At 73.4% G+C, this 24663-nt stretch carries 23 protein-coding genes; 9 read left to right on the plus strand and 14 right to left on the minus strand.

Annotation, left to right across the window (positions count from 1 at the left end; translation table 11 throughout):
* The first annotated feature begins 61 nt into the window (after positions 1-61).
* From KIK05_RS22625 to KIK05_RS22640, 4 genes are all read left to right on the plus strand, one after another.
* Positions 62-1804, plus strand: coding sequence for an acyclic terpene utilization AtuA family protein (locus KIK05_RS22625; protein ID WP_250563281.1), 1743 nt, complete (start codon positions 62-64; stop codon positions 1802-1804).
* 81 nt (positions 1805-1885) lie between these two features.
* Complete coding sequence (locus tag KIK05_RS22630) at positions 1886-2164, plus strand: hypothetical protein (protein WP_214412958.1); 279 nt, start codon at positions 1886-1888, stop codon at positions 2162-2164.
* Positions 2165-2235: 71 nt separating this feature from the next.
* Entirely contained in the window at positions 2236-3084 is an 849-nt protein-coding gene (locus KIK05_RS22635; RefSeq protein WP_214412797.1) for a helix-turn-helix domain-containing protein, read from the plus strand.
* A 74-nt stretch (positions 3085-3158) separates the two neighbouring features.
* Positions 3159-3416: a hypothetical protein gene (locus KIK05_RS22640; RefSeq protein ID WP_214412798.1), complete on the plus strand. Its 258-nt coding sequence runs from the start codon at positions 3159-3161 to the stop codon at positions 3414-3416.
* Positions 3417-3431: 15 nt separating this feature from the next.
* Here KIK05_RS22640 and KIK05_RS22645 read toward each other — a convergent pair whose 3' ends face one another.
* The 8 genes from KIK05_RS22645 to KIK05_RS22680 form a co-directional block, all read right to left on the minus strand.
* Positions 3432-4418 carry a leucine-rich repeat domain-containing protein gene (locus KIK05_RS22645; RefSeq protein ID WP_250563267.1) on the minus strand — a complete coding sequence of 329 codons (987 nt, stop codon included), beginning with the start codon at positions 4416-4418 and terminating at the stop codon, positions 3432-3434.
* A gap of 139 nt (positions 4419-4557) precedes the next feature.
* Positions 4558-5199, minus strand: coding sequence for a TetR/AcrR family transcriptional regulator (locus KIK05_RS22650; protein WP_214412800.1), 642 nt, complete (start codon positions 5197-5199; stop codon positions 4558-4560).
* Between the two features lie 150 nt (positions 5200-5349).
* Positions 5350-6834, minus strand: coding sequence for an Ig-like domain-containing protein (locus KIK05_RS22655; protein ID WP_214412801.1), 1485 nt, complete (start codon positions 6832-6834; stop codon positions 5350-5352).
* A 306-nt stretch (positions 6835-7140) separates the two neighbouring features.
* On the minus strand, positions 7141-9132 hold the full coding sequence (locus KIK05_RS22660) for a mannosyltransferase YkcB-related protein (protein WP_214412802.1): 1992 nt from the start codon (positions 9130-9132) through the stop codon (positions 7141-7143).
* Positions 9129-10355 carry a bifunctional glycosyltransferase family 2/GtrA family protein gene (locus tag KIK05_RS22665; RefSeq protein ID WP_214412803.1) on the minus strand — a complete coding sequence of 409 codons (1227 nt, stop codon included), beginning with the start codon at positions 10353-10355 and terminating at the stop codon, positions 9129-9131. The genes KIK05_RS22660 and KIK05_RS22665 overlap by 4 nt, the downstream gene beginning before the upstream one ends.
* 63 nt (positions 10356-10418) lie before the next feature.
* Positions 10419-11804, minus strand: a complete 1386-nt coding sequence (locus KIK05_RS22670) for a sensor histidine kinase (protein ID WP_308250063.1) — start codon at positions 11802-11804, stop codon at positions 10419-10421.
* Entirely contained in the window at positions 11801-12523 is a 723-nt protein-coding gene (locus KIK05_RS22675; RefSeq protein WP_308250064.1) for a response regulator transcription factor, read from the minus strand. Before KIK05_RS22675 ends, KIK05_RS22670 begins: the two co-directional genes overlap by 4 nt.
* A gap of 57 nt (positions 12524-12580) precedes the next feature.
* Entirely contained in the window at positions 12581-14119 is a 1539-nt protein-coding gene (locus KIK05_RS22680) for a phytoene desaturase family protein (RefSeq protein WP_214412804.1), read from the minus strand.
* 91 nt (positions 14120-14210) lie between these two features.
* Between KIK05_RS22680 and KIK05_RS22685 the strand changes: the two genes are divergently transcribed.
* Positions 14211-15146: a pseudouridine-5'-phosphate glycosidase gene (locus tag KIK05_RS22685; RefSeq protein ID WP_214412805.1), complete on the plus strand. Its 936-nt coding sequence runs from the start codon at positions 14211-14213 to the stop codon at positions 15144-15146.
* Between the two features lie 24 nt (positions 15147-15170).
* A complete protein-coding gene (locus KIK05_RS22690; RefSeq protein WP_214412806.1) occupies positions 15171-16088 on the plus strand; it encodes a carbohydrate kinase family protein in 918 nt (305 codons plus the stop codon).
* Here the strand turns inward: KIK05_RS22690 and KIK05_RS22695 are convergent.
* The 3 genes from KIK05_RS22695 to pdxR form a co-directional block, all read right to left on the minus strand.
* Positions 16069-16524 carry a nuclear transport factor 2 family protein gene (locus KIK05_RS22695; RefSeq protein WP_214412807.1) on the minus strand — a complete coding sequence of 152 codons (456 nt, stop codon included), beginning with the start codon at positions 16522-16524 and terminating at the stop codon, positions 16069-16071. The two genes, KIK05_RS22690 and KIK05_RS22695, sit on opposite strands and share 20 nt — an antisense overlap.
* 20 nt (positions 16525-16544) lie before the next feature.
* Complete coding sequence (locus KIK05_RS22700) at positions 16545-17459, minus strand: TIGR03619 family F420-dependent LLM class oxidoreductase (protein ID WP_214412808.1); 915 nt, start codon at positions 17457-17459, stop codon at positions 16545-16547.
* Positions 17460-17563: 104 nt separating this feature from the next.
* Positions 17564-18970, minus strand: a complete 1407-nt coding sequence (gene pdxR, locus KIK05_RS22705) for a MocR-like pyridoxine biosynthesis transcription factor PdxR (RefSeq protein WP_214412809.1) — start codon at positions 18968-18970, stop codon at positions 17564-17566.
* A gap of 47 nt (positions 18971-19017) precedes the next feature.
* Between pdxR and KIK05_RS22710 the strand changes: the two genes are divergently transcribed.
* Entirely contained in the window at positions 19018-20199 is a 1182-nt protein-coding gene (locus KIK05_RS22710) for an MFS transporter (protein ID WP_214412810.1), read from the plus strand.
* Between the two features lie 4 nt (positions 20200-20203).
* On the opposite strand, the gene KIK05_RS22715 is transcribed toward KIK05_RS22710, so the two are convergent.
* On the minus strand, positions 20204-20620 hold the full coding sequence (locus KIK05_RS22715; RefSeq protein WP_214412811.1) for a winged helix-turn-helix transcriptional regulator: 417 nt from the start codon (positions 20618-20620) through the stop codon (positions 20204-20206).
* Positions 20621-20704: 84 nt separating this feature from the next.
* Between KIK05_RS22715 and KIK05_RS22720 the strand changes: the two genes are divergently transcribed.
* Together KIK05_RS22720 and KIK05_RS22725 are read left to right on the plus strand one after the other, a co-directional pair.
* Positions 20705-21595 carry an NAD(P)H-binding protein gene (locus KIK05_RS22720; RefSeq protein WP_214412812.1) on the plus strand — a complete coding sequence of 297 codons (891 nt, stop codon included), beginning with the start codon at positions 20705-20707 and terminating at the stop codon, positions 21593-21595.
* A gap of 252 nt (positions 21596-21847) precedes the next feature.
* The gene (locus KIK05_RS22725) at positions 21848-23608 is read left to right on the plus strand and encodes a hypothetical protein (protein WP_214412813.1); all 1761 of its coding nucleotides are present in this window, start codon (positions 21848-21850) and stop codon (positions 23606-23608) included.
* A gap of 31 nt (positions 23609-23639) precedes the next feature.
* On the opposite strand, the gene KIK05_RS22730 is transcribed toward KIK05_RS22725, so the two are convergent.
* Positions 23640-24092 (minus strand): GNAT family N-acetyltransferase, encoded by a 453-nt coding sequence (locus tag KIK05_RS22730; RefSeq protein WP_214412814.1) that lies wholly within the window; start codon positions 24090-24092, stop codon positions 23640-23642.
* 55 nt (positions 24093-24147) lie between these two features.
* Positions 24148-24663, minus strand: a complete 516-nt coding sequence (locus tag KIK05_RS22735; RefSeq protein ID WP_214412815.1) for an ester cyclase — start codon at positions 24661-24663, stop codon at positions 24148-24150.

Below are 24663 nucleotides of genomic sequence, written 5' to 3' on the forward strand. Positions count from 1 at the left end.
TCCGCTGCGGATCGCCAACTGCAGCGGGTTCTACGGCGACCGGCTGTCGGCGGCCCGGGAGATGGTCGACGGCGGGCCGATCGACGTGCTCACCGGCGACTGGCTGGCCGAACTGACCATGCTCATCCTCGCCGGGAACCGCCTGAAGGGCCGCCCCGGGTACGCGCGGACGTTCCTCACCCAGATGGAGCAGGTCCTCGGCACCTGTCTCGACCGCGGCGTCAGGATCGTGTCGAACGCCGGCGGGCTCGACCCGGCCGGGTGCGCGCGGGCGGTGGCGGAGCTGGCGGGCCGCCTCGGCCTCGACGCCCGCGTGGCCCACGTGACCGGCGACGACCTGACCGGACGCGACCTCGGTGACGCCGTCGACCTCGACACCGGCGAGAGGCTCGCCGCGTCCCCGCTGACGGCCAACGCCTACCTCGGCGGCCGGCCCATCGCCGTCGCGCTGGAGCACGGCGCGGACGTCGTGGTGACCGGCAGGGTCACCGACGCCGCGCTGGTCACCGGGCCCGGCATGTGGCGGCACGGCTGGGGGCCCGGCGATCTCGACGCCCTGGCGGGGTCGGTCGTGGCCGGGCACGTCATCGAGTGCGGCTGCCAGGCGACCGGCGGGAACTACGCGTTCTTCGGCGAGGTCCCCGACCTGGCGCACTGCGGGTTCCCGATCGCCGAGCTGCACGCGGACGGCTCCAGCGTGATCACCAAGCATCCGGGGACGGGCGGGCGGGTCTCGGTCGGGACGGTGACGGCGCAGCTGCTGTACGAGATCGGCTCGCCCCGCTACCTCGGGCCGGACGTCACCGCCCGCTTCGACACGGTCCGGCTGGAGCAGGAGGGCGAGGACCGGGTGCGGATCTCCGGGGTGAGGGGCGAGGCTCCGCCGGACACGCTGAAGGTGGCGCTGAACCACCTGGGCGGCCACCGCAACACGATGACGCTCGTGCTCACCGGGCTCGACGTCGAGGCCAAGGCCCGCCTCGCCGAGGAGGCCGTCTTCGCCCGCGTCCCCAGGGACACCTTCGACCAGGTGCACGTCGAGCTCGTCCCGCTGGGACCGCGGGCCGCGCCGGCGGTGGGATCGCCGGGTGGCGTGGCGCTGTTGCGGATCACGGTGATGGACGCCGACCCGCGAAAGGCGGGGCGGGTGTTCTCCTCGGCGGTGGTGGAGACCGGGCTGGCGAGCTACCCCGGCTTCTACGGCCTCACTCCGCCGGGCGACGCCTCCCCGTACGGGGTGTACTGGCCCACCACGGTTCCCGCCTCCTCCGTGCAGGCCGAGGTGTGGCTGGGCGACGACCTGGTCTGGCGGCAGCCCCGCACACCGGCGGGCCTCCCGCCGGACACCGCCCTGGACGGCGGCCCCGGACCGGACGGCGACCTCGGACCGGACGCCGTACCGGGCTCCGGCGACGGGGACGGCCCGGTGTCCGGCGGGGCCGTGGAGGACGTGGTGCGGGCCCCGCTGGGGACGGTCGCCGGCGCCCGGTCCGGTGACAAGGGGGGCGACGCGAACCTCGGCGTCTGGGTGCGCACGCCCGAGGAGTACGCCTGGCTGGAGCGGTTTCTCACCGTGGAGCGGCTGCGGGAGCTGCTCCCCGCCACCGCGCCGCTGCGGATCGAGCGCCACCGCCTGCCCAACCTCCTCGCGCTGAACTTCGTGGTGCACGGCCTGCTCGGCCGGGGCGTGGCCGCCAGCCCGCGCCTGGACGCCCAGGCCAAGGCCCTCGGCGAGGAACTGCGCGCCTGCGCGGCCCCGATCCCCCGCTCCCTGCTGCCGTCGGTGTACGTGTCCGGGGCTTGACCTGAGCCTGGCTCATTTTTGATCAAGCGGCTACAATTGCGCGCAATTGTGCCGATCACGGCGCATCGGGGAAGGAAACTCATGCGTCTGCGGTTTCTCGGCTCCACTTCGGAGGCCGGTGCCTGCCCTTCGCTGTACGAGACCGACCGGGGAACGGTCGTCGTCCAGGGCCTCACCCTGACCGATCCCGAGGCCCGGGCGGACCTGCGCGACATCCTGGACGGCGAGTCCGCCGTCGAGGTGCCCCGGGAACTGCTCGTCGAGGTCGCCCGCGCCGTCCTCGGCGAGCCCGGCCCCGCCGCGCAGGACGCCCCGGCGCCGCGGCCCACCCCCGGCGGACGAGTCAATGATCACGAATAGCCCGATCTCTATGGCGCCGGGCCCCGGACCGGTCTAACCTCGACCGAGTCCGGAGCCGACTGGAGGTGGGCGTGAGCTTTCAGCAGGCGCGCATCGACCTGGGCGCCCAGCTCCGGCGGCTGCGCGAGGCGGCCCAGCTGTCCGGCAAGGACCTCGCCGCGCGCCTCAACTGGCAGGCCTCGAAGGTCTCGCGCATCGAGAACGCCCGGCAGAGCGCCACCGAGGACGACGTCGTGGTCTGGGGCCAGGCGGTGCAGGCTCCCGCCGAGGTGATCGACGACCTGATCGCCCAGGCGGTCACGCTGCTCGAACGGCAGGACTCCTGGCGGCAGCGGCACAAGAGCGGCCTGGCCGCCCTGCAGGAGGACGTCCGCGACCTCGAGGCGCGCACCAGGCTGTTCCGGGTGTTCGAACCCGGGGTGGTGATCGGGCTGCTGCAGACGGCCGAGTACGCGCGCCACATCTTCTCCAAGGTCCGCCGCCTCTACGGCGCCACCGACGACATCGACGTGGCGATCGCCGTCCGCATGCGACGGCAGGAGATCCTCTACGACCCCTCCCGGCGGTTCCGCTTCCTGATGCCGGAGGCGGCGCTGCGGTACCGGCTGGCCCCCGACGACGTGATGCGCGGGCAGCTCGACCGCCTGCTCGCGGTCACCACCCTGCCGAACGTCGAGTTCGGCGTGATCCCCTTCTCGGCCGAGCTGCCGTCCGCCCTGCTGAACGGCTTCTGGATCTACAACGAGGCCATGGTGGGCGTGCCCACGCGCACCAAGGACCTCGTGCTGCGCGACCCCGAGGACGTCGCGTTCTACGCCGGCGCCTTCGAGGAGCTGTACCAGGCGGCGGCGTTCCACGAGGAGGCGCGTGAGGTCATCGTCCGCGTGCTCGTCGAGTTCGCCCGGCAATCCCCTCAGTGATCGGGACAATTGCTTGCCGGTAACGGCAAGATCATGCAATCCTGGCGTCTCCGGCCGATGTGGAGGGGGCACCCATGCTGGACACCATGTCCTGTCTTGAGCAGTTCGCCCTGGCGACCCGCAGGCACATCGACCTGTCGGTGCGGGTGCTCGGCGGCACGCCCGCCACCGTGAAGGTGCGCAACCGCTTCAGCGAGACCCTGATGGAAGTGGTCACCCTCACCCCGCAGGGCGCCTTCCTCACCTCGTGGGGCTACCGCCTGGGCACCGTGGACAACGTCGAGGACGCCGCCGGGCGCCTGGCGTACCTCCTGGCCGCGATGCCCGGCTGAACGCGTCCTCCGAGGTCACAGGAGCACGACGCAGCCGCGCGCCCGCAACCGGTCCAGAGCCTCCGCGTGGCCGTAGAGTTTGTTCCAGCGCAGGTCGAGCTTCTCCAGGCGCGGCAGGTCGGCCAGGTCGCCGGGGATCTCACGCAGCCGGTTGTTCCTCAGGTCCAGGTGGGTCAGGTTGACCAGCCCGCGCAGCGAGCCGGGCAGGGACGTCAGGAGGTTGTCCCGAACGTCGAGGACGCGCAGCTCGCGCAGGTCGCCGACGGACTCGGGGAGCGCCGTCAGCCGGTTGCCGCGCAGGTGGAGCTCGCGCAGCGACGCCAGCCGCCCGAGCGTCGCCGGCAGCGCGGTGAGCTGGTTGTTGTACAGGCGCAGCTCGGTGAGGGCCGCCAGGCCGCCGAGGCTGTCGGGCAGCTCGGACAGCCGGTTGTCGGTGAGGTTGAGGTAGGCCAGCCGGTCGAGGCGCCCGAGGGACGACGGCACGGCGGTGAGGCCGTTGTCGCTCAGGTAGAGATAGTCGGTGAGGTTCGGCAGGTCACCGATCGCGCTCGGCACCTCTTTGAGCGAGTTGTGCCCGAGATCCAGCATCCGCAGCTCGCGCAGCCGTCCGATCTCCTCGGAGATCTCGGTGATGGCGTTCTCGGCGAGGTTCAGCGAGCGCAGGCCGGTGAGGCGCCACAGCGCGTCCGGCACCTGGGTCAGGCGGTTGCCGCCGGCCGCGAGGTGCCGCAGCCGCGACAGGCGGTCCAGGTCGGCGGGCAGCTCGTCGATCCGGTTGCCGTACAGGAAGAGGGTCTCCAGCGCCGTCAGCCGCAGCAGGACGGCCGGGAACCGCTCCAGCTCGTTCCCGTCGAGGTGCAGCGCGCGCAGCGACGCCAGCCGCCCGATCTCCTCGGGCAGCTCACGCAACCGGTTGGCGTCCAGCAGCAGCTCGGCGACCGGCCCGTCGGCGCGCCACACCGACTCCGGCAGGGCGGTGAGCCCCTGCCACGCGAGATCCAACGGTCGATTCACCTTCATGCCACCCCTGTCCAGACGTGTCGGCCCCGCTCCGGTTCCTCCGGGACCGGCGGCAACTATAGAGCGGCGAGCAGGAAGCGGGGCGGGCAACGGCGATCTTCGTCCGCCCGCCGTCCACGCCTCACTGGTCGTCGGGGAAGGCGGAGGGGTCGATGCCGACCTCGCGGGCGGCGGCGATGCGGGCGTGCTCCAGCAGGCGCCTGCGCGACAGCAGGGAGGGGTGCAGCGTGTAGCGGATCACCAGGCCGTCGAGCACGCCGTCGAGGCGCTCGGCCGCACCGTAGGGGTCGTCGCAGACGAACTCGCCGGCGTCGACACCGGACCGGATCAACTGCTCGATCGAGGCGATCCAGGCGGCGTCGAGCTCGAGCAGGAGCTCCTGGACGACCTTCTCGCGCAGCCCCGTCGCGTAGGCGTCGATCCACAGGATCCAGCTCTGGTCGCCGCGCGACTCGGGGATGTAGAACCGCAGGACCCGGTCGAGGCGCTCGACGACCGACCCCGGGCCTTCGACGAGCTCTTTGAGCCCCGCCGCCTCGCTGCCGATGGTCGCCCGGAGCATCTCGGTGATCAGCTCGTCCTTGGTGGCGAAGTGGTAGTGGATCAGCCCGCCGCTGACGTTGGTCGCCTTGGCGATGTCGGCCACCCGGGTGCTGGAGATGCCGCGTTCGAGCACCACCTTCCGGGCGGCGTCGAGCAACTCGGCCCGGCGTTGATCCGCCTGGTCCGCCCGGCTACCGCGTGTCCCCTCCGCACTGCGCACGTCCGGATCCTACCGGAGCTACCGAGATCAGCCGCTGCACCCCGGCGCCTCACTCCGCTTACCACCAGGGAGGCGGTCCGTCAGGGGCGCCGGCCCGGAGCGCGACTCCTCGGCGGCTCCGCGTGCCGGCGCACCCTGATTCGGTGGTTCTCAGCGGTGGGTGTGATCCCGGCATGAGCGACGCTGACCGGGCGCGTACGCGAGGATCTGTCCGGCTTGCCGGGCCGGCAGGGCTTGGTCCGCGCTCGGGCAACGCGGGGTCTCGAAGACGACGCCGTCCAGGAGGTTGCCGGTCGCCGGGTTACCGCCGGCGGTCGACACCGACCCGAAGGAGAACCGGGTGACGGTCTGTCCCGGCGGGACGACGTAGGTTCCGGTGTAGCGGCGCCAGGCGGTGTTGCCGTCGGTGATGTCGGGCGAGGAGGCTCCGGTGGGGGTCTGGGCCACGGTGGCGCCGGGGGCGCCGATGAGGACGTGCATCGTGTCGGTGCCCGCGACGCCCCGGTGATACAGCGACCAGGTCATGACGGTTCCGGGGATGGTGGGCAGGTCCTGGTACAGGGTGGAGAACATGTTGGCGTTGAGTTCCGCGAACTGCTGCCCATCGGCTGCCGGGACGCCCTGGTAGCCGGTGCGCCAGAACTCGAGCAGGTTGTCGGTGGCGGTGGTGTGCCAGCCGATGCCCGGGTTGGTCGAGGCGTCGGGGAGCATCTGGAACCCGGTCACCGTCGGCGCCTCGAAGCTGCCGTTGACCAGGCTGATGGGTGTGTCGGTGCACGGGACGGTGACGGTGACCTTGGCGGTGGAGGTTCCGCAGGCGGTGGTGATGGTGTAGGTGAAGGTGTCGGTGCCGGCGAAGCCGGGGGCGGGCGTGTAGACCACCGTGTTGCCGGAGACGGTCGCGGTGCCGCGAGCAGGGGCGGTGACGTTGCTGATCACCGGTGCGGTGGCGGTGTCGTTGGCCAGGACGGGGACGCTGACGGGTCTGCCCTGGGTGATGGCGCTGTCGTCGGCGGCCTGGGTCGGCGAGATCGACTGGCCGCTGACGATCTGGATCGGCGGGGCGGGTGTGTTGTTGCCGAGCCGGCCGGGGAAGGCGACGACGCTGCTGATGCCGGTCGGCCGGATGGTCATGCCGCGTCCGGTGGTGCCCTGGCGGACCTGGAAGGTGATGACCTTGGCGGGCGGGTCGGTCTTGGTGCCCGGTGAGGTGATCGACAGGGTGGTGCCGTTGACGGTGCCGGTCCCGGACTGGCCGACGATGTCGGCGCTCGCCATCAGGGACGACAGGTCCCAGGTGGTGGTGTAGGTGCGTACCAGCAGCGGCCACTGGGCCGTGCGGTGGGTCAGGATGAGGGTGAAGGTGCCGCCCGGCGCGATCTGCCCGCCCCACAGGGACGGTGAGGTGTCGACCGAGACCGACCCGCTGCCCAGCCGCATGCCGAAGGCGTTCTTCCAGTAATACTCGACGGGGTAGGTCGCCTGCCCCTGCCGGACGCAGGGGGCGGCGGCCTGTCGTGTCGTGGTGCCGACGTGCGCATCGGTGCCGGCCACCGCCGGGGTACCCGATACGGCAAGCAGCGCGGTCAGGGCGCAGGTCAGCGTGGTGAGCGCGGACCTGGTCCGTTGTGACATCACCATGGAACTCCCGATCTGTCATGGAAACAAGTTCAAGATCAAATCCAGAGTGATGTTACCGAGCGTGATCGACAAGTCGCCGTCAGCGCCGAACGGAGATTCCGTGTCGTACCCGGCACGGTGTTCGCCCTGCCGCGGTACGGGGATGCGTTCCGGGGCCGCGGCCGTGAACGAAGACGCCGCCAGGAGCCCGCGTTCACCGCCGTACGACGGCGCCGGATCCGCCGTACCCCTTCCCACCGCTTCGGCGCCGTGAAGGACACCGGCGAGCGGCGGGAGAGGGCAGGCGGGAGGCGCCTTGTTCTAGCCGAGCTTGTACAGCGACCGGCCTGTGGAGGTGGTGTCCGTGGCGCCGTACTCCGAGGGCTTGACGAGAGTGCCGTGGGCCTGGACCCAGGCGGTCACCTCGTCGTCGCCCCCCATCGGCCCTCGCCCGCCTACCAGGACGTACTTCAGCTGCCCGCTCGCCACGTACTGCTGGAGCCCGGTCACCGTCATCGCCGGGTCGCTGCCGGTGAAGCCGCCCATCGCGGCGACCGGCTCGCCCCCGGTCGCCAGGATGATCGAGGAGGCGCTCTGGGCGCTGCCGACGGCGACGAGCCATCTGGCGCCGCCCCGGTTCTTCTCCAGGTAGGAGATCAGCCCGGAGCTCACCTCCCGGTCCCCGAAGCCGCCTCCAGTGGGCCGCGTACCCGAGGGAGGCCGCGTGCCCGAGGGGGGCCGCATTCCGCCGGGGAAGCCCATCCCGCCGGGGCCTCCCCTGCCGGGGAAGCCGCTCCCCTGCGGTCCGGCCGTCGGGTTGGAGCCCTCGACGGGGGACGACAGCGGGGTGAGCGCGTACGCGGCCGGTCCGGTGAGGCCTCCCGCGAGGCCGAGGACCAGCGCCAGGGCGGCGAGCCGTGCCCGCCCCCTGCCGCCGAGCCGTACGGCGAGCAGCGCCACGGCGGCGAGGCCGCACAGGCCGGCGGCGGCGTAGCCGAGCACGGTCCACCCGCCGGAGGCGCGGCTCAGCACGACGTACGCCCAGGCCCCGGTCACGGCGACGCCGAGGGGCAGCGCCCAGGCCCACGCCCGGCGCTCCCTGTGGGCCCGCCACAGCAGCGCTCCGCCGAGACCGGTCAGCGCGGCCACGCCGGGGGCGAGGGCGGTGGTGTAGTACGGGTGGAAGCCCCCGGAGGAGAAGCTGAACACGGCGTAGTGCACGAACGCCCAGCCACCCCACAGCAGCAGCCCGGCGCGCACACCGGGGCGCCGCCGGGCGAGCACCAGCCCGCCGGCCAGGGCGAGGGCCGCGAACGGGATCAGCCAGGAGATCTGCCCGGCCATGACCTCGTTGAACAGCCGGCCCGCGCCGGACTCGCCGCCGAAGTTCGCCCCGCCGGCCCGCGCGCCCGCGCCGGCGCTCCGCCCGAGGACGCGGCCGAGGCCGTTGTAGCCGATGACGAGGTCCCACACGGTGTCGTCGGTGCTGCCGCCGACGTAGGGCCTTCCGGAGGCGGGCCACAGGTCCACCACGACCATCCACCAGGCGCTGGACGCCGTGAGCACGACACCCGCCACCAGCAGGCGGCCCAGGCGCGCCAGGAGCCGTCCCGGCGCGGCGTACAGGTACACCAGGGTGAACGCGGGCAGCACCAGGTAGGCCTGCAGCATCTTGGTGTTGAAGGCGAGGCCGACGAGGATGGCGCACACCACGAGGCGGCTCAGGCGCCCGCCGCGGATCGCCTCCAGGCAGGACCACGCGGCGGCCACCAGGAGCAGCACGAGGATCGTGTCGGGGTTGTTGTCCCGGTTGATGGCGACGGTGATCGGCGTCAGCGTCATGGCCAGCGCCGCGACCAGCCCGGCCGCGTGCCCCTCGGCGCCGCCGAGCGAGCGGCGCACGGCCGAGTGGACGAGGGCGACGGCCGTGACGCCCGCCGCGGCCTGCGGCAGCAGCATGCTCCAGGTGCCGTACCCGAAGATCCGCGCCGACAGCCCCATCACCCACAGCGCGAACGGCGGCTTGTCGACGGTGATGAACGCCCCCGAGTCGACGGCGCCGAAGAAGAACGCCTTCCAGCTCCTGGTGCCGGAAAGGATCGCGGCGGCGTAGTAGTCGTTGGCGTTCCCGTTGGCGCCGAGCGCCCAGGTGTACAGCAGGGCCGCCAGGGCGAGCACGCCGAGCAGCGCCGGGCGCGCCCAGCGCGGGTCGTCCGGCCGGCCGAGCACGAGCCGGGCGAGCCGGCCGCGCCGCGCGGCGGAGGGACGCCGGTGCCCTCCGGCGTCCACCGGACGTTCGACGCCTACGGTCATCGGGGGTTCTCCTTCCGGCGCGGGTTGAACACCCACACCCTGAGCAGCAGGAAGCGGACCATCGTGGCGAGCGCGTTCGCGAAGATCACGCCGATCAGCTCGACGAGCCTGGACGCGCCGCCGGGCAGCACCGCCAGCACTCCGGTGGTCAGCGCGAGGCCGACGAAGAACGCGACCAGGCCCTCGATCTGGTGCCGCAGCGCCCCCGCCGAGCCGGTCACGCCGAAGGTGAAGCGGCGGTTGGCGGCGGTGTTGGCGACCGCCGTGACCAGCAGCGCGATGGCGTTGGCCGTGAAGGCGGGCAGGAATCCGCGCAGCAACCAGAACAGGGCGAGGTAGGCGAGCGTGCAGAAGGCGCCGATGACGACGAAGCTGGGGAGCTGGCGGCCCATGCCGGCCGGCAGGCGGGCGGCCGCGACGCGTTCGGGGACGGGAATGCGGGCCGCGCCCGACAGGGTCCTGCGTGCCACCCTGGCCATGCCCTTGAGGTCGTCGACGGCCGTGCGGACGATGTCGACGCGGCTGTCGGGGTCGTCCACCCAGTCGACCGGGACCTCGTGGATGCGCAGGCCGTGACGCTCGGCGAGGAGCAGCAGCTCGGTGTCGAAGAACCACGCCTGGTCCTCCACGGCCGGCAGCAGGGCCTGGACGACCTCGGTCCGCGCCGCCTTGAAGCCGCACTGGGCGTCGGAGAAGCGCGCGCCCATGGTGGAGCGGAGCAGCAGGTTGTAGACGCGGGAGATGATCTCGCGTTTGGGGCCGCGCTCGACGCGCGAGGTCCGGGCCAGGCGGGTGCCGATCGCGAGGTCGCTGTGGCCGGAGAGCAGGGGCGCGATGAGCGGCAGGAACGCGGTGAGGTCGGTCGACAGGTCGACGTCCATGTAGCTGACCACGTCGGCGTCGCTGGCCGACCACACCTGCCGCAGCGCCCGCCCGCGGCCCTTCTGGTCCAGGTGGACGGCCCTGACGTGGGGAAGGGTGCGGGCCAGCTCGGTCGCGATGTCCCAGGTGCCGTCGGAGCTCGCGTTGTCGGCGATCGTGATCCGGAAGCCGTACGGCAGGTCGCGGGTGAGGTGGTCGTGCAGGCGGTGGACGCTCTCGGCCAGGACCCGCTGCTCGTTGTGAACGGGGACCACCACCTCGACGAGGCGGGTCCTGGTGGCGGTCGCGGAAGGGTGGGCGGGGAACGGCCGGGTGAGCGCGGCTCCCGTCTCGGGGGTCATGCTCGCCGTCCGTGGGTCGGCTCTCTCATGCCTCCACCGTCGAGGAGGCGGATTGAACCCCCCTTAGGCGTTCATTAACCCCGTCTGAGAATGCGCGCGGCCCGGGAGGCCGAGGCGGGCGAGGGCGCCGCCACCGGGCGCGTTGCCCAGGCCGACCTCCCCGCCGGCGTCGCGCACGGCCTGCGCGACGATGGCGAGGCCGAGACCCGATCCGGGCATGCTCCGGGCGGTCGAGGAGCGCCAGAAGCGCTCGAAGACGTGCGGGAGCTCGTCCTCGGGGATGCCGGGGCCCTGGTCGCGGACGGTCAGCACCCCCCGGTCGAGCCGTACGGTGACGGTGCCGCCGGGCGGGCTGAACTTCACGGCGTTGTCGAGCAGGTTCACCACGGCGCGTTCGAGCGCGTTCTCGCGGCCGTGGACGTACCACTCGCCGACCTCGGCGTCGATCCGCACGTCGTGGGCGCGCAGCCGGGCCCGGCCGACGGCGGCCTCGACGACGTCGTGGAAGGGCAGGTCGTCCGCCGGCTGCTCGCCGCCGGACACGCGCGACAGCTCCAGCAGGTCACCGACCAGGCTGGACAGTTCGGCCATCTGCGCCTTGACGCTCGCCAGCAGCCGTTTCCCGGTCTCGGGGTCGAGCCGTCTGCCGGTGTTCTCGCTGCGTATGAGCAGGTCGATGTTGGCCCGCAGGCTGGTGAGGGGGGTGCGCAGCTCGTGCCCGGCGTCGGCGATGAGCTGCTGCTGGCGTTCGCGGGAGCTGGCGAGCGCGGCGGTCATCGCGTTGAACGACGTGCTCAGCCGGGCGATCTCGTCCTCGCCGTCGACGGGGATCCTGGTGTCCAGGTCCTCGGTCCTCGCGATGTGCTCGACGGCGCCGGTCAGCCGCTGGATGGGGCGCAGCGCCGTGCGCGACACCAGACGGCCGGCGGTGGCGGCGCCGATGACGCCGAGCCCGGCGACTCCGGCGAGCAGCAGCCCGAGGCCCCGCAGTGTCCTCTCGGTGCCGGTCACGTCGCGGGAGACGCTGACGGCCACCCCCGGCGCCACGTTCTTGGTCAGGACGAGGACGCGGCCGCCGCTGTCGGTCACGCCGTCGCGGTACATCTTGGTGCCGGGCCGCAGGGCGACCTGCTCGTCCATCGGGTCGACCTTGACGGCGTCCCACCCCTGCGCGCAGCGGTGACCCTCGGCGTCGACGAGCTGCTGCAATCGAAGGAACGGTCCGGGGTCCTGGTCGCCGGTCGGGTTCGGCGAGCAGTGGTCCTGGATCATCCGCACCGTCCTGCCGTCCACGGGGGGCTGCTCCAGGGACATCCTCAGCTGGCGGTACAGCTCGTTGCGCACCAGGAACCAGCAGGCGACCGCGCACACGGCGATGGCCACGGCCACGGCGGTGGCGACCAGCACGGTGAGCCGCGACCCCATGGACCTCGGCCGGGCGCTCCTCACGAGGGCGTCCGCAGCACGTACCCGACCCCGCGCACGGTGTGGATGAGCCGGGGCGCGCCACCGGCCTCGGTCTTGCGGCGCAGGTACATGATGTACACGTCGAGGGAGTTGGACGACGGCTCGAAGTCGAAGCCCCACACCTCGCTGAGGATCTGCTCGCGGGTGAGCACCTGCCGGGGATGGGCGAGGAACAGCTCCAGCAGGAGGTACTCCGTGCGGGTGAGCTCCAGCGGCCGCCCGGCGCGGGTCACCTCGCGGGAGGCGGTGTCCATGCGCAGGTCGGCGTAGGTCAGCAGGCCGTCGCCGGTGACCGGGGCCGCCGGCGCCCGCAGGGCGCCGCGCCGCAGCAGGGCGCGCACCCGGGCGAACAGCTCGTCCAGCTCGAACGGCTTCACCAGGTAGTCGTCTGCCCCGGCGTCCAGGCCGGACACCCGGTCCCCCACGGCGTCGCGGGCGGTGAGCATCAGCACGGGCACGTGGTTGCCGGAGGCGCGCAGCCGCCGGCAGGCGGTCAGCCCGTCGACGCGCGGCATCATCACGTCGAGCACGACCAGGTCGTACGGCTCGCGCCCGGCCGCCTCCAGCGCCTCGGCGCCGTCGCGGGCGAGGTCGACGGCGTACCCCTCGAATTCCAGGCTGCTCTGCAGCGCCTCCCGCAGGGCCGGCTCGTCGTCGACGACGAGCAGCCTGCGGCCGTCACTGTCCGTCACTGTGCTCACCGGCCCACGGTAGCCGGAGAATCTGAGAAGCCCATTAACAGGTTCTTTTCAGGACCTTCAGGATGCGCCGCTCAGGAGGCTCATCGCCGCGTTGTGGCCGGGGATGCCGCTGACGCCGCCTCCCCGCCGCGCGCCCGCCCCGCAGAGCAGGACGCGCGCGTGCGCGGTCTCCACGCCCCACCGGCCCGCCTCGCCGGGCTCCTCGGCGTACGGCCAGGACAGGTCGCGGTGGAAGATGTGGCCGCCGGGCAGCCCCGCCTCGTTCTCCAGGTCCACCGGGCTCTTGGCCTCGACGCACAGGCCACCGTCGGGGGCGCGGAGCAGGCAGTCCTCGATGGGCTCGGCCAGCACGCCGTCGAGGGAGGCCAGCGTGGCGGCCAGGGCGTCCTCGCGGGCCTTGACGGGGTCGGCGCGGAACAGGCGGGCGGGCATGTGCAGGCCGAACAGCGTCATGGTGTGGGCGCCGGCCTCCCGCAGTCCCGGCCCGAGGATCGAGGGGTCGGTGAGCGAGTGGCAGTACACCTCGGCGGGCGGCAGCGCGGGGATCGTCCCCGCGGCGGCCTCGGCGTGCGCGCGGGCGAGCTGGGCGGCGCCCTCGTTGATGTGGAAGGTGCCGCTGAAGGCCTCCTCGGGGGTCACCGAGGGGTCCTTGAGGCGGGGCAGCCGCGAGAGCACCATGTTGACCTTGAGCTGCGCGCCCTCCGGCGCCTCCCCGTCGTGGCCGAGCAGCCGGGCCAGGACGGCGGGCGGGGTGTTGACCAGCACGCGCTCGCCGGTCACGGTGTGCTCGGCGCCGCCGGCGTCCCGGAACGTCACCTCCCCGTCCGGGGCGATCGAGAGCACCTCCATGCCGGTGCGGATCTCCGCGCCGCCGCGCCGGGCGGCCTCGGCGAGGGCGCCGCTGACCGCGCCCATGCCGCCGACCGGGACGTTCCAGTCGCCGGTGCCGTCGCCGATGACGTGGTACAGGAAGCAGCGGTTGGCGAGCAGGTCCGTCGCGGGGTCGGCGAAGGTGCCGATCAGCGCGTCGGTCAGCACGACGCCGCGCACGGTGTCGTCGGCGAACCGCTCGGCGACCGCCTCGCCGATCGGCCGTTCGAACAGCTCGCGCCAGGCCTCGTCGTCGGCGACCACCTCGCGCAGCCCGGCACGGTCGCGCAGGGGCGCGAGGAGGGTGGGCGCCACGCGCTCGGCGACGTGCGCCGTCATGGCGTAGAACCTCTCCCACCGCACGTGGTCGCCGTCGCCACCGGTGACCTGGGCGAACGAGGCGGCGGTCCGGGCGCGGTCGCCGTTGTCGACGAGCAGCCCGGTGCCGCCGACGGGGGTGTAGGACGCGTAGCGCCGCCTCCGCAGTTCGAGCTTGAGGCCGAGATCGGTCACGATCTTGCCGGGCAGGAGGCTGACCAGGTAGGAGTACCGCGACAGGCGGGCCTCGACGCCGGGGAAGGCCTGGGCGGAGACCGCGAGCCCTCCCACGTGGGGCAGGCGTTCCAGCACCAGGACGCGCCGTCCCGCGCCGGCCAGGTAGGCGGCGGCGACCAGCCCGTTGTGCCCTGCACCGACGACGACGGCATCGTAATGCGAACGGAGCATGACAAAGCCTCCCAAGAAGGACAGTACGGTGAGACAGCACATCAGGGGAACAATCCCCTGGAGCGTACATACGAGAGGACCCTCAGCGAGCATGCGCACGACCGGCCACGGCGAAACGATCATCAAGACGTCCGGCGAAGTCACCGAGGCCCTGGCCCAGGGGACCCCCGTCGTGGCCCTCGAGTCCACGATCATCTCGCACGGCCTGCCCCAGCCCCGCAACCTCGCGGTGGCGGAGGAACTCGAGGAGCTCGTGCGGGAGGCCGGCGCCGTGCCCGCCACCATCGCCGTCCTCGACGGGGTGGCCCACGTCGGACTCGACAAGGGCATGCTGGAGCGGGTCGCCACCGACCCCGAGATGCGCAAGCTGGGCTTCCGCGACCTGCCCGTCGCCGCGGCCCTGTCGGCGAGCGGCGCCACCACCGTGTCGGCCACCGCCTTCCTCGCCGCCCGCGCCGGGATCCGGGTGTTCGCCACCGGCGGCCTCGGCGGCGTCCACCGCGAGTGGACCACCAGCCAGGACGAGTCCGCCGACCTCGACATGCTGGCCAGGACCCGCATCACCATCGTCTGCGCCGGCGTGAAGTCCATCCTCGACGTGCCCGCCACCCTCCAGCGGCTGGAGACCCGCGGCGTCACCGTGGCCGGGTACCGCACCGACTCCTTCCCCGGCTTCTACCTGCACACCTCCGGGTACCCGGTCGACTGGCGCCTGGAGAGCCCCGAGGAGGCCGCCGCCGTCATGCGCGCCCAGGACAGCCTCGGCGGGCCGGAGACCGCGCTGATCGTCGCCAACCCGGTCCCGGAGTCCGAGCAGCTCGACCCCGGGCTGCACGACCGGGTGCTGGCCGAGGCCCTCGCCGCCGCCGACCGCGAGGGGGTCACCGGCCAGGCGATCACCCCGTTCCTGCTCGACTTCCTGGTCCGCGGCACCGACGGCGCCTCCCTGGAGGCCAACCTGGCCGCCGTCAAGGGCAACACCCGCCTCGCGGGCCGCATCGCCGCCTCCTGGGCGGCGGAGCGCTGAGCGTCGTCGTCAAGGAGAGTTGAGTTGGCAGGCCTGCTCGTCGTCGGCGACGTCGTGACCGACGTGGTCGCGCTGCACCACGCGCCCGTCGCGACCGGCACCGACACCGCCGCCGACATCGTCGTACGGCCGGGCGGCTCGGGCGCGAACACCGCCTCCTGGGCCGCCCACCTCGGCGCCCCGACCAGGTTCCTGACCCGCGCCGGCTACGACACCGGGCAGTGGCACATCGCCGAGCTGCGCGGCTGCGGCGTGGAGCCGCACGTGCGGGTCGACCCGGAGCACCCGACCGCCGTCGTGATCGCGATGGTGGACGGCAGCGGGGAGCGGTCGATGCTGACCAACCGGGGCGCGGGCGGCCGCATCGGCCCGGACGACTGGGACGACGCCCTGCTCGACGGCGTCGCGCACCTGCACGTCTCGGGGTACACGCTGTTCGCCGAGCCGGGGCTGCGCCTGTTCCGGCTCGCCGTGCGGGCGGCGCTGGCCCGCGGCGTGCGGATCAGCGTCGACCCGGCGTCGACGGGGTTCCTGCGCGAGTTCGGCCCCGATCGGTTCCTGGAGGAGACGGCGCCGGCGGCGATCGTCATCCCCAACCGCGACGAGGCGCTGCTGCTCACCGGCGAAGCGGACGCCGAGGCCGCCGCGTCGGCGCTCGCCGGGCGGTACGGCATGGCGGCGGTGAAGCTCGGCGGCTCCGGGGCACTGCTCGCCCGGGCGGGGCGGACGGTCGTGCGGGTGCCGGGGACGACGGTGCACGCGGTCGACTCGACGGGCGCCGGCGACGCGTTCGCGGCCGGCTTCCTCGCGTCCCTGCTGATGGACGAGCCCCCGGAGGCGGCCCTCCGGGCGGGCTGCCTGGCGGGCGCCGAGGCCGTCACCCGCCTGGGCGGCCGTCCCGGCCCTCAGCGGCCGGCCGCGCTCACACCTGGCGGGGGCTGAAGGGGCGGTCCTCCGCCCAGTCGACGCGTTCACGGCGCCTGGTGAAGAGCCAGTGGCCGCCGGTCCTCACGAACGTGTCCTCGTACCGGATGGACATGACGTAGATCCGGTGCCCGTCGCCGTCGGCGTAGACGTGGGAGGCCGTGCAGTAGGTCTCGCCGGTCGCCTCGCCGCCGGTGACCTCGAGCAGCTGGTTGGCCACCAGGTGGCTGGTGGCCTGGAAGCGGGCGAGGCCGGTCAGGGCGCGGGCTATCGCGGGCCGGCCCCGGTAGGAGCGCCGCGGCTCCTCGTCCCCCGGGCCGTGGACCAGCAGCTCGCCGTCCTCGGTGAACAGCGCGACCACCCGCTCGGGGAGGCGCCGGTCGACGGCGGAGGCGTACCGGTCGACGAGCTCGCGCAGCAGGACGCGGTCCCGCCACTCACCTTCCGGGATCATGTCCTCCCCCTTGGGCTCGGTCACGCCGCCAGCGCCCGGAAGCGGGTGGCGAGGTCGCGGAAGAAGGCACGGGCGCCGGAGACGTCCGGGCAGAACGGCGTGAGGAACGCGTTGACCGCCGTGCCGCCGCTCGCGACCAGCTCCGGCACCGTCTCCATGCTGCGGGCGAGGTCCGGGATGCCGGCCGCGTCGCGGAGCACGGGGATCGACGCCTGGACGCCAAGCCCGGCCGGATCGCGGCCCGCCCGGCTCCAGGCCTCCCGGATCACGGCGGTCCCGGCGGCCACGCCCCCCGGCGTCTCCCCCATGATCGGGATCCAGCCCGAGCCCCACCGGGTCAGCCGTTCGAGGTTGCGCGCGTGCAGGGTTCCCGCGATCCACAGCGGCACCCCGCCGGGCTGGAGCGGCTTCGGCTCGCACCACACGTCGCTGAAGTTCACGGTCTCGGAGGCGAACGAGGCGGGCGAGTCCCGCCACAGCACCGCGCAGGCGGCGATGGTGTCCGTCAGGAGCCGCCCGCGCCGTTCCCAGTCGGCGCCGGCCGCGTCGTACTCCTCCCGCTGCCAGCCGGCGCCCACCCCGAGGTCGAGACGGCCTCCGGAGATGACGTCGAGGGTGGCCGCGGTCTTGGCGAGCAGGGCGGCGCCACGCAGGGGCGCGATGAGCACGCCGGTCGCGAGCCGCAGCCGGGAGGTCGCCCCGGCGACCGCGCTCAGGACGGTCAGCGGCTCCAGCCAGGGCTCCTCGGGGGTGCCCGGGAAGCGGCCCCAGGGGTAGGCGTGGGTGTTGCGTCCCATGACGACGTGGTCGACGACCACGACCCGCTCCACGCCCTCGTCCTCGGCCATCCGCGCGAGATCGAGGTAGCGCCGCCACTCCCCGCGCGGCAGGAGGCCACCGAAGTTCGGCAACGTCACCGACAGGGCGGGGACCACCGGACCACCTCCTGCCGAGAGGAACGCGAGCCCCACCCTACCAAACATGCGCTTGTTAGCTCAGTGGCGCCGTCCGCCGGGCCGGCGACGGGCGGCGGACACCCTCACCGGCCTCCCAGCAGGTCACCGACCGCCGCGACCCCCTCCGCGATGGAGCGTTCACCGATGTTCCCGAAGCCGAGGATCAACCGGACCGGCGTGGCGGCCCCCGAGGAGCGGCACGCGCTCATGCCGTAGAGGCCGACGGACCGCGCGCGGGCTGCGGCGATCACGTCCTGTTCGCCGGCGGCGCCGCCGAGATGCGCGACGGCGTGGAACCCGGCCGCCAGACCCGTCACCGTGACGCCGGGGGCGTGCTCGGCGAGCGCGCCCAGCAGGGCGGCGCGCCGTCCCGCGTACGTGGCCCGCATGCGGCGCAGGTGCCGGTCGAACCGGCCCGACTCGATCAGCCTCGCGAGGGCCAGCTGCTCGAGAGTGGGCGAGCCGCGGTCGTCGAGCCGCTTGTGCGCGGCGATCTGCTCGCACAGCGCGGGCGGGCAGAGCATCCAGCCGATGCGCAGCGCGGGCGCCAGGGACTTGCTGACGGTGCCGAGCGAGATCACCCGGTCGGCGGCCAGCCCTTGCAGCGCGCCCACCGGTTCACGGTCGTAGCGGAATTCGGCGTCGTAGTCGTCCTCGATGACGATCGCGTCCCGGCGTCCCGCCCAGTCGATGAGCGCGAGCCGCCGTTCCGGAGCGAGGACCACGCCGGTCGGCCACTGGTGGGCGGGGGTGACGACGACCGCGCGGGCGTCCGTCGCGGCGAGCGCCCCGACGTCGATGCCGTGCTCGTCGACCGGAACGGGGATCGCCGACATGCCCTCCGAGGCGGCGGCCGCGGAGATCGTGGCGGGTGAGCCGGGATCCTCGTAGGCCACCGTCCGCACACCGGCGTGGGCCAGGGTTCGCAGGGCCAGACGCAGACCCTGCGCGTACCCGGAGCAGATGACGATGCGGTCGGGTTCGGCCGCCGCGGCGCGCACCCGGCGCAGGTAGCCGGCCATCACCTCGCGCAGTGCCGGGCTGCCGCGAGGGTCGCCGTAGTCGAGCGCGGCGGCCGGGACGGCGCGTGCCGCCTCGCGCGTGGCCCAGAGCCAGTCACCGATGGGGAAGGCGCCCAGGTCGGGGACGCCCCACCGGAAGTCGGCCAGCAGGCGGGGAGCCGCCGCGGGCGGCGCCGCGGGCGCGGGGGGCGCCGCCGCGCCGGCCGCCACACGGGTGGCCGAGCCGATCCGGGTCACGAGGTATCCCTCCGCCTGGAGCTGGGCGTAGCACTCCTGCACCAGCCCCCGCGACAGGCCGAGCGTCCGGGCGAGTTCGCGGGACGACGGAAGGCGTTCGCCGACGCGCAGCCGCCCGGTGCGGATCGCGTCCCGAAGCCGCTGTTCCAGTTGCGCGCGCAGCGGCCGGGCACTGCTCCGGTCGACGGTCAGCAGCAGATCCGGGGACAGACCGGACCACTTCAGTGACACGGAATTGGAGCTTACCGGCGGTCCGGACGGCCGTTAGCTTCCCTCGTGTGACCACGATCAACTCTCAGGCCCCTACGGAAGGCCGGCGGCCGCCGCTGGTGACGCGGGCGCTGCTGCTGCGGTTCGTCTCGCTCATCGGCGCCTCGGCGAGCTTCTATCTGCTGCTGTCGGTCGTCCCGCTGTACGCCCAGGCGTCCGGCGGCGGGAACGGGCCCGGCCTGGCCACGGGCGCGCTGATGCTGGCGACGGTCGCGGGCGAACTCGCCGCTCCCGGTCTCGTGGCGCGCTTCGGCTACCGCCGCACACTGGCGGCGGGACTCGCCCTGCTCGGCGCGCCCGCGCTGGCGCTGACCGCCACCACGAGCATGGCGGGGATCCTCGCGGTCTGCCTGCTGCGCGGGCTGGGGTTCGCGGTCACGGTCGTCGCCGGAGGCGCGCTGACGGCGTCGCTGATCCCCGCCCGGCGCCGAGGCGAGGGGATGGCGCTCGTCGGGGTCGTGTCCGGGATCCCCTCACTGGCGGCTCTGCCGCTGGGGCTGTGGCTGGCCGATCGCGTGGGGTACCGGCCGGTCTTCGTGGCCGGGGCCGTGTTCGCGCTGGCCGCGATACTCGCGGTGCCGGGCCTGCCCGACCGGGAGCGGACGCCGGGACGGGCGGACGGCGTCGTCCAGGGCTTCCGGACGGCCGCCCTGTTGCGGCCCGCCGTCGTCTTCGGGGCCACGGCCCTGGCGGCCGGCATCATCGTCACGTTCCTCCCGCTCGCCATACCGGCATCGGCCACCGGGCTCGTCGCCCTGGCCCTGTTCGTCCAGCCGGCGGCGTCGACCGCGGCCCGCTGGGTCGCCGGCCGCCACGGCGACCGGCACGGACCGGCCCGTCTGGTCCTCCCCGGGCTGCTCCTCTCGGTCGCGGGCGTGCTGCTGACGGCGCTGACCGGCTCTCCCGTCGCGGTCGTCGCCGGAGTGGCCGTGTTCGGTGTCGGCTTCGGCATCGCCCAGAACGCCACCCTGACGCTGATGTACGCGCGCGTCCCCGCATCCGGCTACGGAGCCGTCAGCGCTCTGTGGAACTTCGCCTACGACGCCGCGATGGGCGCCGGCGCCATCGCCTTCGGCGCGCTCGCGGCCCGGACCGGTTACCCCTTGGCCTTCGCCCTCACCGGAGCGGTGATGCTCACCGCCCTCGTCCCGGCCCTGGCCGACCGCCGCGCGCCCGCCTCCCGACGATGACGCCTCAGCGGACGTGGGAGCCGGGGTTGGCGGCGTCCCAGCGGCGGCGTGACTCGGCGATGGCCTCGTGGTGGCCGGCCGACCAGTCGGCCAGCGCCTTCACCAGGTGGGTCAGGCTGTGGCCCATCGGCGTCAGCTCGTACTCCACCTGCGGCGGGACGGTGGGATACACCGTCCGGGTCACCAGCCCGTCGCGTTCGAGGCGGCGCACGGTGAGCGTGAGCATGCGCTGCGAGATGCCGTTGATCGCCCGCTGGAGCTCCCGGAAGCGCCTGACCCCTTGGGCCAGCTCGACGACGACCATGACCGACCACTTGTCGCCGATCCGGTCGAGGACCTCCCTGATCCCGCAGCGGTCCTCGCCGTCGCCGCAGGACTCCACCAGGGGCGGGGTGGTTACCGTCGTGTGCCCCACTGACATCGAAGTGCCTCCTTATGCCGGACATCCTGGTTACCGATGATTGTGCCGGTTACCGAAAAGAACCAGCATCCAGAGGAGTCAATGATGATCCTTGTCACCGGTGTGTCCGGAGCCCTCGGCGGCCTCGTCCACAGCCGTCTCTCCGCCGACACGACACTCGAGGTCGTCGCCGGCACCCGCACGCCGTCCCGGTGGGCGGGGACCGGCCCGGTGCGCCCGGTCGACTTCGACGAGCCGGGCGGCCTGGCCGCCGCTTTCGACGGGGTGGACGTGCTGGTGCTCGTCTCCGCCGGGTACGCCGAGGACGACGTGGTGCTCGCCCGCCACGCCGCGGCGATCGAGGCGGCGGAGAAGGCGGGCGTGCGGCATGTCGTCTACACCAGCCTGGCGGGCTCGGGCGAGCACCTGACGATCGCCCTCCCGCACCGCTGGACCGAGGCCCGGCTGGCCGCCGCGCCGTTCGCGACGACGATCCTCCGCAACGCCCTCTACGCCGAGATCCCGGCGGGACTCGCCCTGCTCGCCGCCGCGTCCGCCGCGTCCACCGGCGTGTTCAGAGCCCCCTTCGGACAGGGCACGGTGCCGGTGGTGGCGCGGGAGGACCTCGCCGAGGCCGCCGCGAGGGTCGCCGCCGAGACCCAGAGGGCACTGTCCGCCGGGCAGGACGGCCCCCACGCCGGGCGGTGCTACGAACTGGAGGGGACGGCGCCGGTCGGGGGCGCCGACATCGCGGCGGCGCTGGCCGAGGCCCTCGGCACGGCGGTGCGCTACGAGCCGTCGCCGCTGGGCGAGACGTGGGCCGCGCTGGCGGGGGCCGGGCAGCCGCCGTACCAGGTGGCGCACATGGTCTCGATCTTCTCCAACATCAACGCCGGGATGATGACGCCCTCCGCGTCGGACCTGCCGGCGCTGCTGGGAACCGCCCCCCGCCCGGTGTCCGATCTCCTCGTGGAGGCGGTGCGCGCCGGAGCGTAGCGGGCCGACGGGGCGGCGAGGGGGCACCCGGGTGTGACGGCCCGGCCGGGGGGAAGCGGGACGGATGTGACCGGCGCGGGAGGGTAGCCACCTGTATCCCCGCAGGGCCTTGCGGGCGGAGGGCGGGAGCGGTCAGCCTTCAAGGCTCTGGTGGTGTCGCTGTGTTCTCCCTAGACGGCGCTAATTGATAGCCTCCGGCGTAAGCTGCACCATTAGCAACATGCGTCACAGTCGGGAGGATGCGGTCAGCCGATGGACGCCGATTCAATGATCTGCCTGAGTGATCTCGTCCCGGCCCTGCGCTGGAGCCGTCCTCAGCAGATCGCCGAAGTGCTCGCCGACCCCCGGCTCCCGGGTGGCTGGTGGGCTTCGGTCGCCCTCAGTCGTGCCCTGGGCACGACCGGTGTCGACTGGCTCTGCGACCGTCTGTCGCGGCTCGCCGTCAGCAGATGGGATCACCTCGCTCTGATGGACGTGCTGCCGGCCCTCCAGGTTCATTCGGTGGACCCGGCGCTCCCGGGGTGGCCCGAGCCCGCGCGCTCGGCGATCACCGGCATGGGCGGGTGGCAGCGGCTGCGCAGGCTCACCGCCGCGGACCTGCGGGTCCCCGCGGTCCCCGCCTCGCCGGAGGTGATCATCACCGCGATCTTCCGCGAGGTCCTCGGCCGGGTGCCCGCCGTGTCCTCGCAGGTCGCGCCGCCCGCCGTCCCCCAGCCGCCGGCCACCCCGAACACCGGGCCGCACCCGACCCAGACCGGGCCGCAACCCGCGCAGACCGGCCCGCATCCGACGCAGACCGGGCCGCACCCCGCCCAGACCGGACCGCACCCGACGCAGACCGGTCCGCTTCGCGCGCAGCCCGCCGGTCTCGGCGGGGCCGGCCTGACGCAGCAGGACTCCTACCGCCCCGGCCCCCCGGCCGCCCCTCCGGCGCCGCCCACGCCCCCGGTCTCGGACAACCCGCTGGTCAGGCTGGTCGACGCCGTCTTCCGCGAATGGACTCCCCTGGAGCGGGCCGTCGCCATAGAGCGCCTGTTCGCCGAGGAGCCCGTGAGCCTGCGCACCCTCGCCCACGAGCTGCACGTCGAGCGCGACGTCCTCTCCCAGGCGCAGCGGGCCGCCGAGGAGCGGGTGCTCCACTGGCTGCGCTCCCCCGAGTCCACCGCGGTGACCGGCCACCTGTTCCGGCTCACCGAGTGGCTCGGCGCCGCCGCCACCGAGGAGCAGCTGATCGCGGCCGACCCCGCCCACCCCATCGAGGTGCCCTCGCTCGGAACGCCGCTGTGGCGGGTGCTGGTGGCCCTCATGCCCGACCGCCGGCTGCAGGACGGCTGGCTGGTCGTCGGGGACATCACCCGGCTGCGTGAGCGCACTCTCCAGGTGCTGGGCGGCAAGACCTCCGGTGAGGACGCCGTGGAGGCGCTCGGCCAGATCGGCATCCGCGCGCACTCGGCGCAGGCCTGGATCGACGCCATCCCCAAGTCGTCCACGCCCCCGCCGGCCGACCCGGGCACCGCGACCGGCGGCTTCGCGCCGCTGCCCCGCCGCACCCCCGGGGCCAACGGCCACCAGATGCGCGGCGGCGTGCCGATCCCTTCCGTGGCCGCCAACCTGCCCGACGCCCAGACGGCCCTCGCCGCGCTCACCGCCCTGTCGGGCCCGCCGCGGCCCCATCTGGTGCCCGACCCCCGCACCGAGAACCGCCCTCCGGTGCCGAGCCCGCAGTCCGACCCGCGCCGCTGGCAGCGCATCGACGTGACGACCGGTCACCTGCGGGGCGAGCCGGTGCCCGTCCCGGAGGGGTACGCCACCCAGCTCGGCATGCGGCCGGGCACGCTGCTGTCGGTGACCGGGCCGGGGGACAACGCCGTCGTGCTGGTCTGGCGCGACCGCCAGCCGGTGTTCGACTCCCTGCAGCCGGTGCTGATGCGCCTGAACGCCCGGCCGGGCGACTCGGTGTACGTCACGGTCGACGGCTACCGGCTGGACGCCCAGCTGACCTCCGCCCAGTGACCCGCCGGCCCGCGTCGGCGGGCCGGCGGCGCTAGGCCTGCCGCTCGGCCGACTTGAGCACCTTGCGGTAGTACGTTCCAGCGGTCTCGTACTTGAGGGCCTCGTAGAACTCAGGGGCCCGGCGGGTGGCCAGGGCGATGTACCCGGCGTCACGCGAGCGGGCCCAGGTCTCGAACTCCTCCAGCAGGGCGCGGCCGAGCCCACGGCGGCGGAAGCCGTGCTGCGTCATGGCCTCCTCCACCCAGGCGACGTGCCCGTTGGCGAACAGGGTCAGGTGGACGAAGCCGAGGAGGTAACCGCGCACGTGCCCGCCGACGACGGCCACCAGGACGAGCGCGTCGGGGTTGTCCAGCAGGGACGGGAAGGCGGCGTCGAACGCCGCGCGCTGCGGGCGGAACGAGAGCGCGAACTCCCGTGCCAGCCCGAAGATCTCCTCGGCGTCGTTCTTCTCAGCCCTCCGCACCAGGAGATCGTCAGAAGTCATGAAAAGGACTTTAAGGAGTCGATGCCCCGTTCGTCCATTCGGCCACCGGCCGGGATCACTCTTCGCACTCCTCGAAGTGCAACCGGCCGCCGATCTGGGTGCCCAGCTCGAGCTGGTCGTAGTAGACGCGGTGGCTGACGATCAGGTCGTCCTCGACGGTGGAGAAGGAGCAGGCCCGGACGGTGATGGGACGCCCCGTCGGCTCGCAGACGCCGCCCCCGGGCACCAGGAACTGGCCCTTGTGGGTGCCGGAGATGGTGTACTCGGCGGCGACGGTGTCGCGGAACATGACGACCGACTGGATCGTGACCTTGGTGTCGGGGAAGGCCTCGATGAACTGCCCGTACAGGGAGGCGATCTCTTCACCGCCCTCGGCGATGCCGTCGGGGGAGACCAGGACCGACCTCTCGCCGAAGCTCCGCCCGATCGCGTCGAGATCGTGGGAGTTGTAGGCGTCTCTCAGCCGCCCCACGGCTTCACGCGGATCGGACATCACGACGTCCCCTTCTCGCCTCTTGAAGCGGCGGACGGCGAACAGGCGTGGCCCGCGCGGCGGACCGGTAGGCGTCAT

The sequence above is a fragment of the Sphaerisporangium fuscum genome (assembly GCF_018531465.1).
Taxonomy (GTDB): domain Bacteria; phylum Actinomycetota; class Actinomycetes; order Streptosporangiales; family Streptosporangiaceae; genus Sphaerisporangium; species Sphaerisporangium fuscum.

Excerpts from the sequence above, each read along its gene's own strand:
- KIK05_RS22625 (WP_250563281.1), top strand. The coding sequence starts at position 62 with ATGGTCGACGGCGGGCCGATCGACGTGCTCACCGGCGACTGGCTGGCC.
- KIK05_RS22630 (WP_214412958.1), top strand. The coding sequence starts at position 1,886 with ATGCGTCTGCGGTTTCTCGGCTCCACTTCGGAGGCCGGTGCCTGCCCT.
- KIK05_RS22640 (WP_214412798.1), top strand. The coding sequence starts at position 3,159 with ATGCTGGACACCATGTCCTGTCTTGAGCAGTTCGCCCTGGCGACCCGC.
- KIK05_RS22655 (WP_214412801.1), bottom strand. The coding sequence starts at position 6,834 with ATGTCACAACGGACCAGGTCCGCGCTCACCACGCTGACCTGCGCCCTG.
- KIK05_RS22660 (WP_214412802.1), bottom strand. The coding sequence starts at position 9,132 with ATGACCGTAGGCGTCGAACGTCCGGTGGACGCCGGAGGGCACCGGCGT.
- KIK05_RS22665 (WP_214412803.1), bottom strand. The coding sequence starts at position 10,355 with ATGACCCCCGAGACGGGAGCCGCGCTCACCCGGCCGTTCCCCGCCCAC.
- KIK05_RS22680 (WP_214412804.1), bottom strand. The coding sequence starts at position 14,119 with ATGCTCCGTTCGCATTACGATGCCGTCGTCGTCGGTGCAGGGCACAAC.
- KIK05_RS22685 (WP_214412805.1), top strand. The coding sequence starts at position 14,211 with ATGCGCACGACCGGCCACGGCGAAACGATCATCAAGACGTCCGGCGAA.
- KIK05_RS22695 (WP_214412807.1), bottom strand. The coding sequence starts at position 16,524 with ATGATCCCGGAAGGTGAGTGGCGGGACCGCGTCCTGCTGCGCGAGCTC.
- KIK05_RS22715 (WP_214412811.1), bottom strand. The coding sequence starts at position 20,620 with ATGTCAGTGGGGCACACGACGGTAACCACCCCGCCCCTGGTGGAGTCC.
- KIK05_RS22720 (WP_214412812.1), top strand. The coding sequence starts at position 20,705 with ATGATCCTTGTCACCGGTGTGTCCGGAGCCCTCGGCGGCCTCGTCCAC.
- KIK05_RS22725 (WP_214412813.1), top strand. The coding sequence starts at position 21,848 with ATGGACGCCGATTCAATGATCTGCCTGAGTGATCTCGTCCCGGCCCTG.
- KIK05_RS22730 (WP_214412814.1), bottom strand. The coding sequence starts at position 24,092 with ATGACTTCTGACGATCTCCTGGTGCGGAGGGCTGAGAAGAACGACGCC.
- KIK05_RS22735 (WP_214412815.1), bottom strand. The coding sequence starts at position 24,663 with ATGACGCCTACCGGTCCGCCGCGCGGGCCACGCCTGTTCGCCGTCCGC.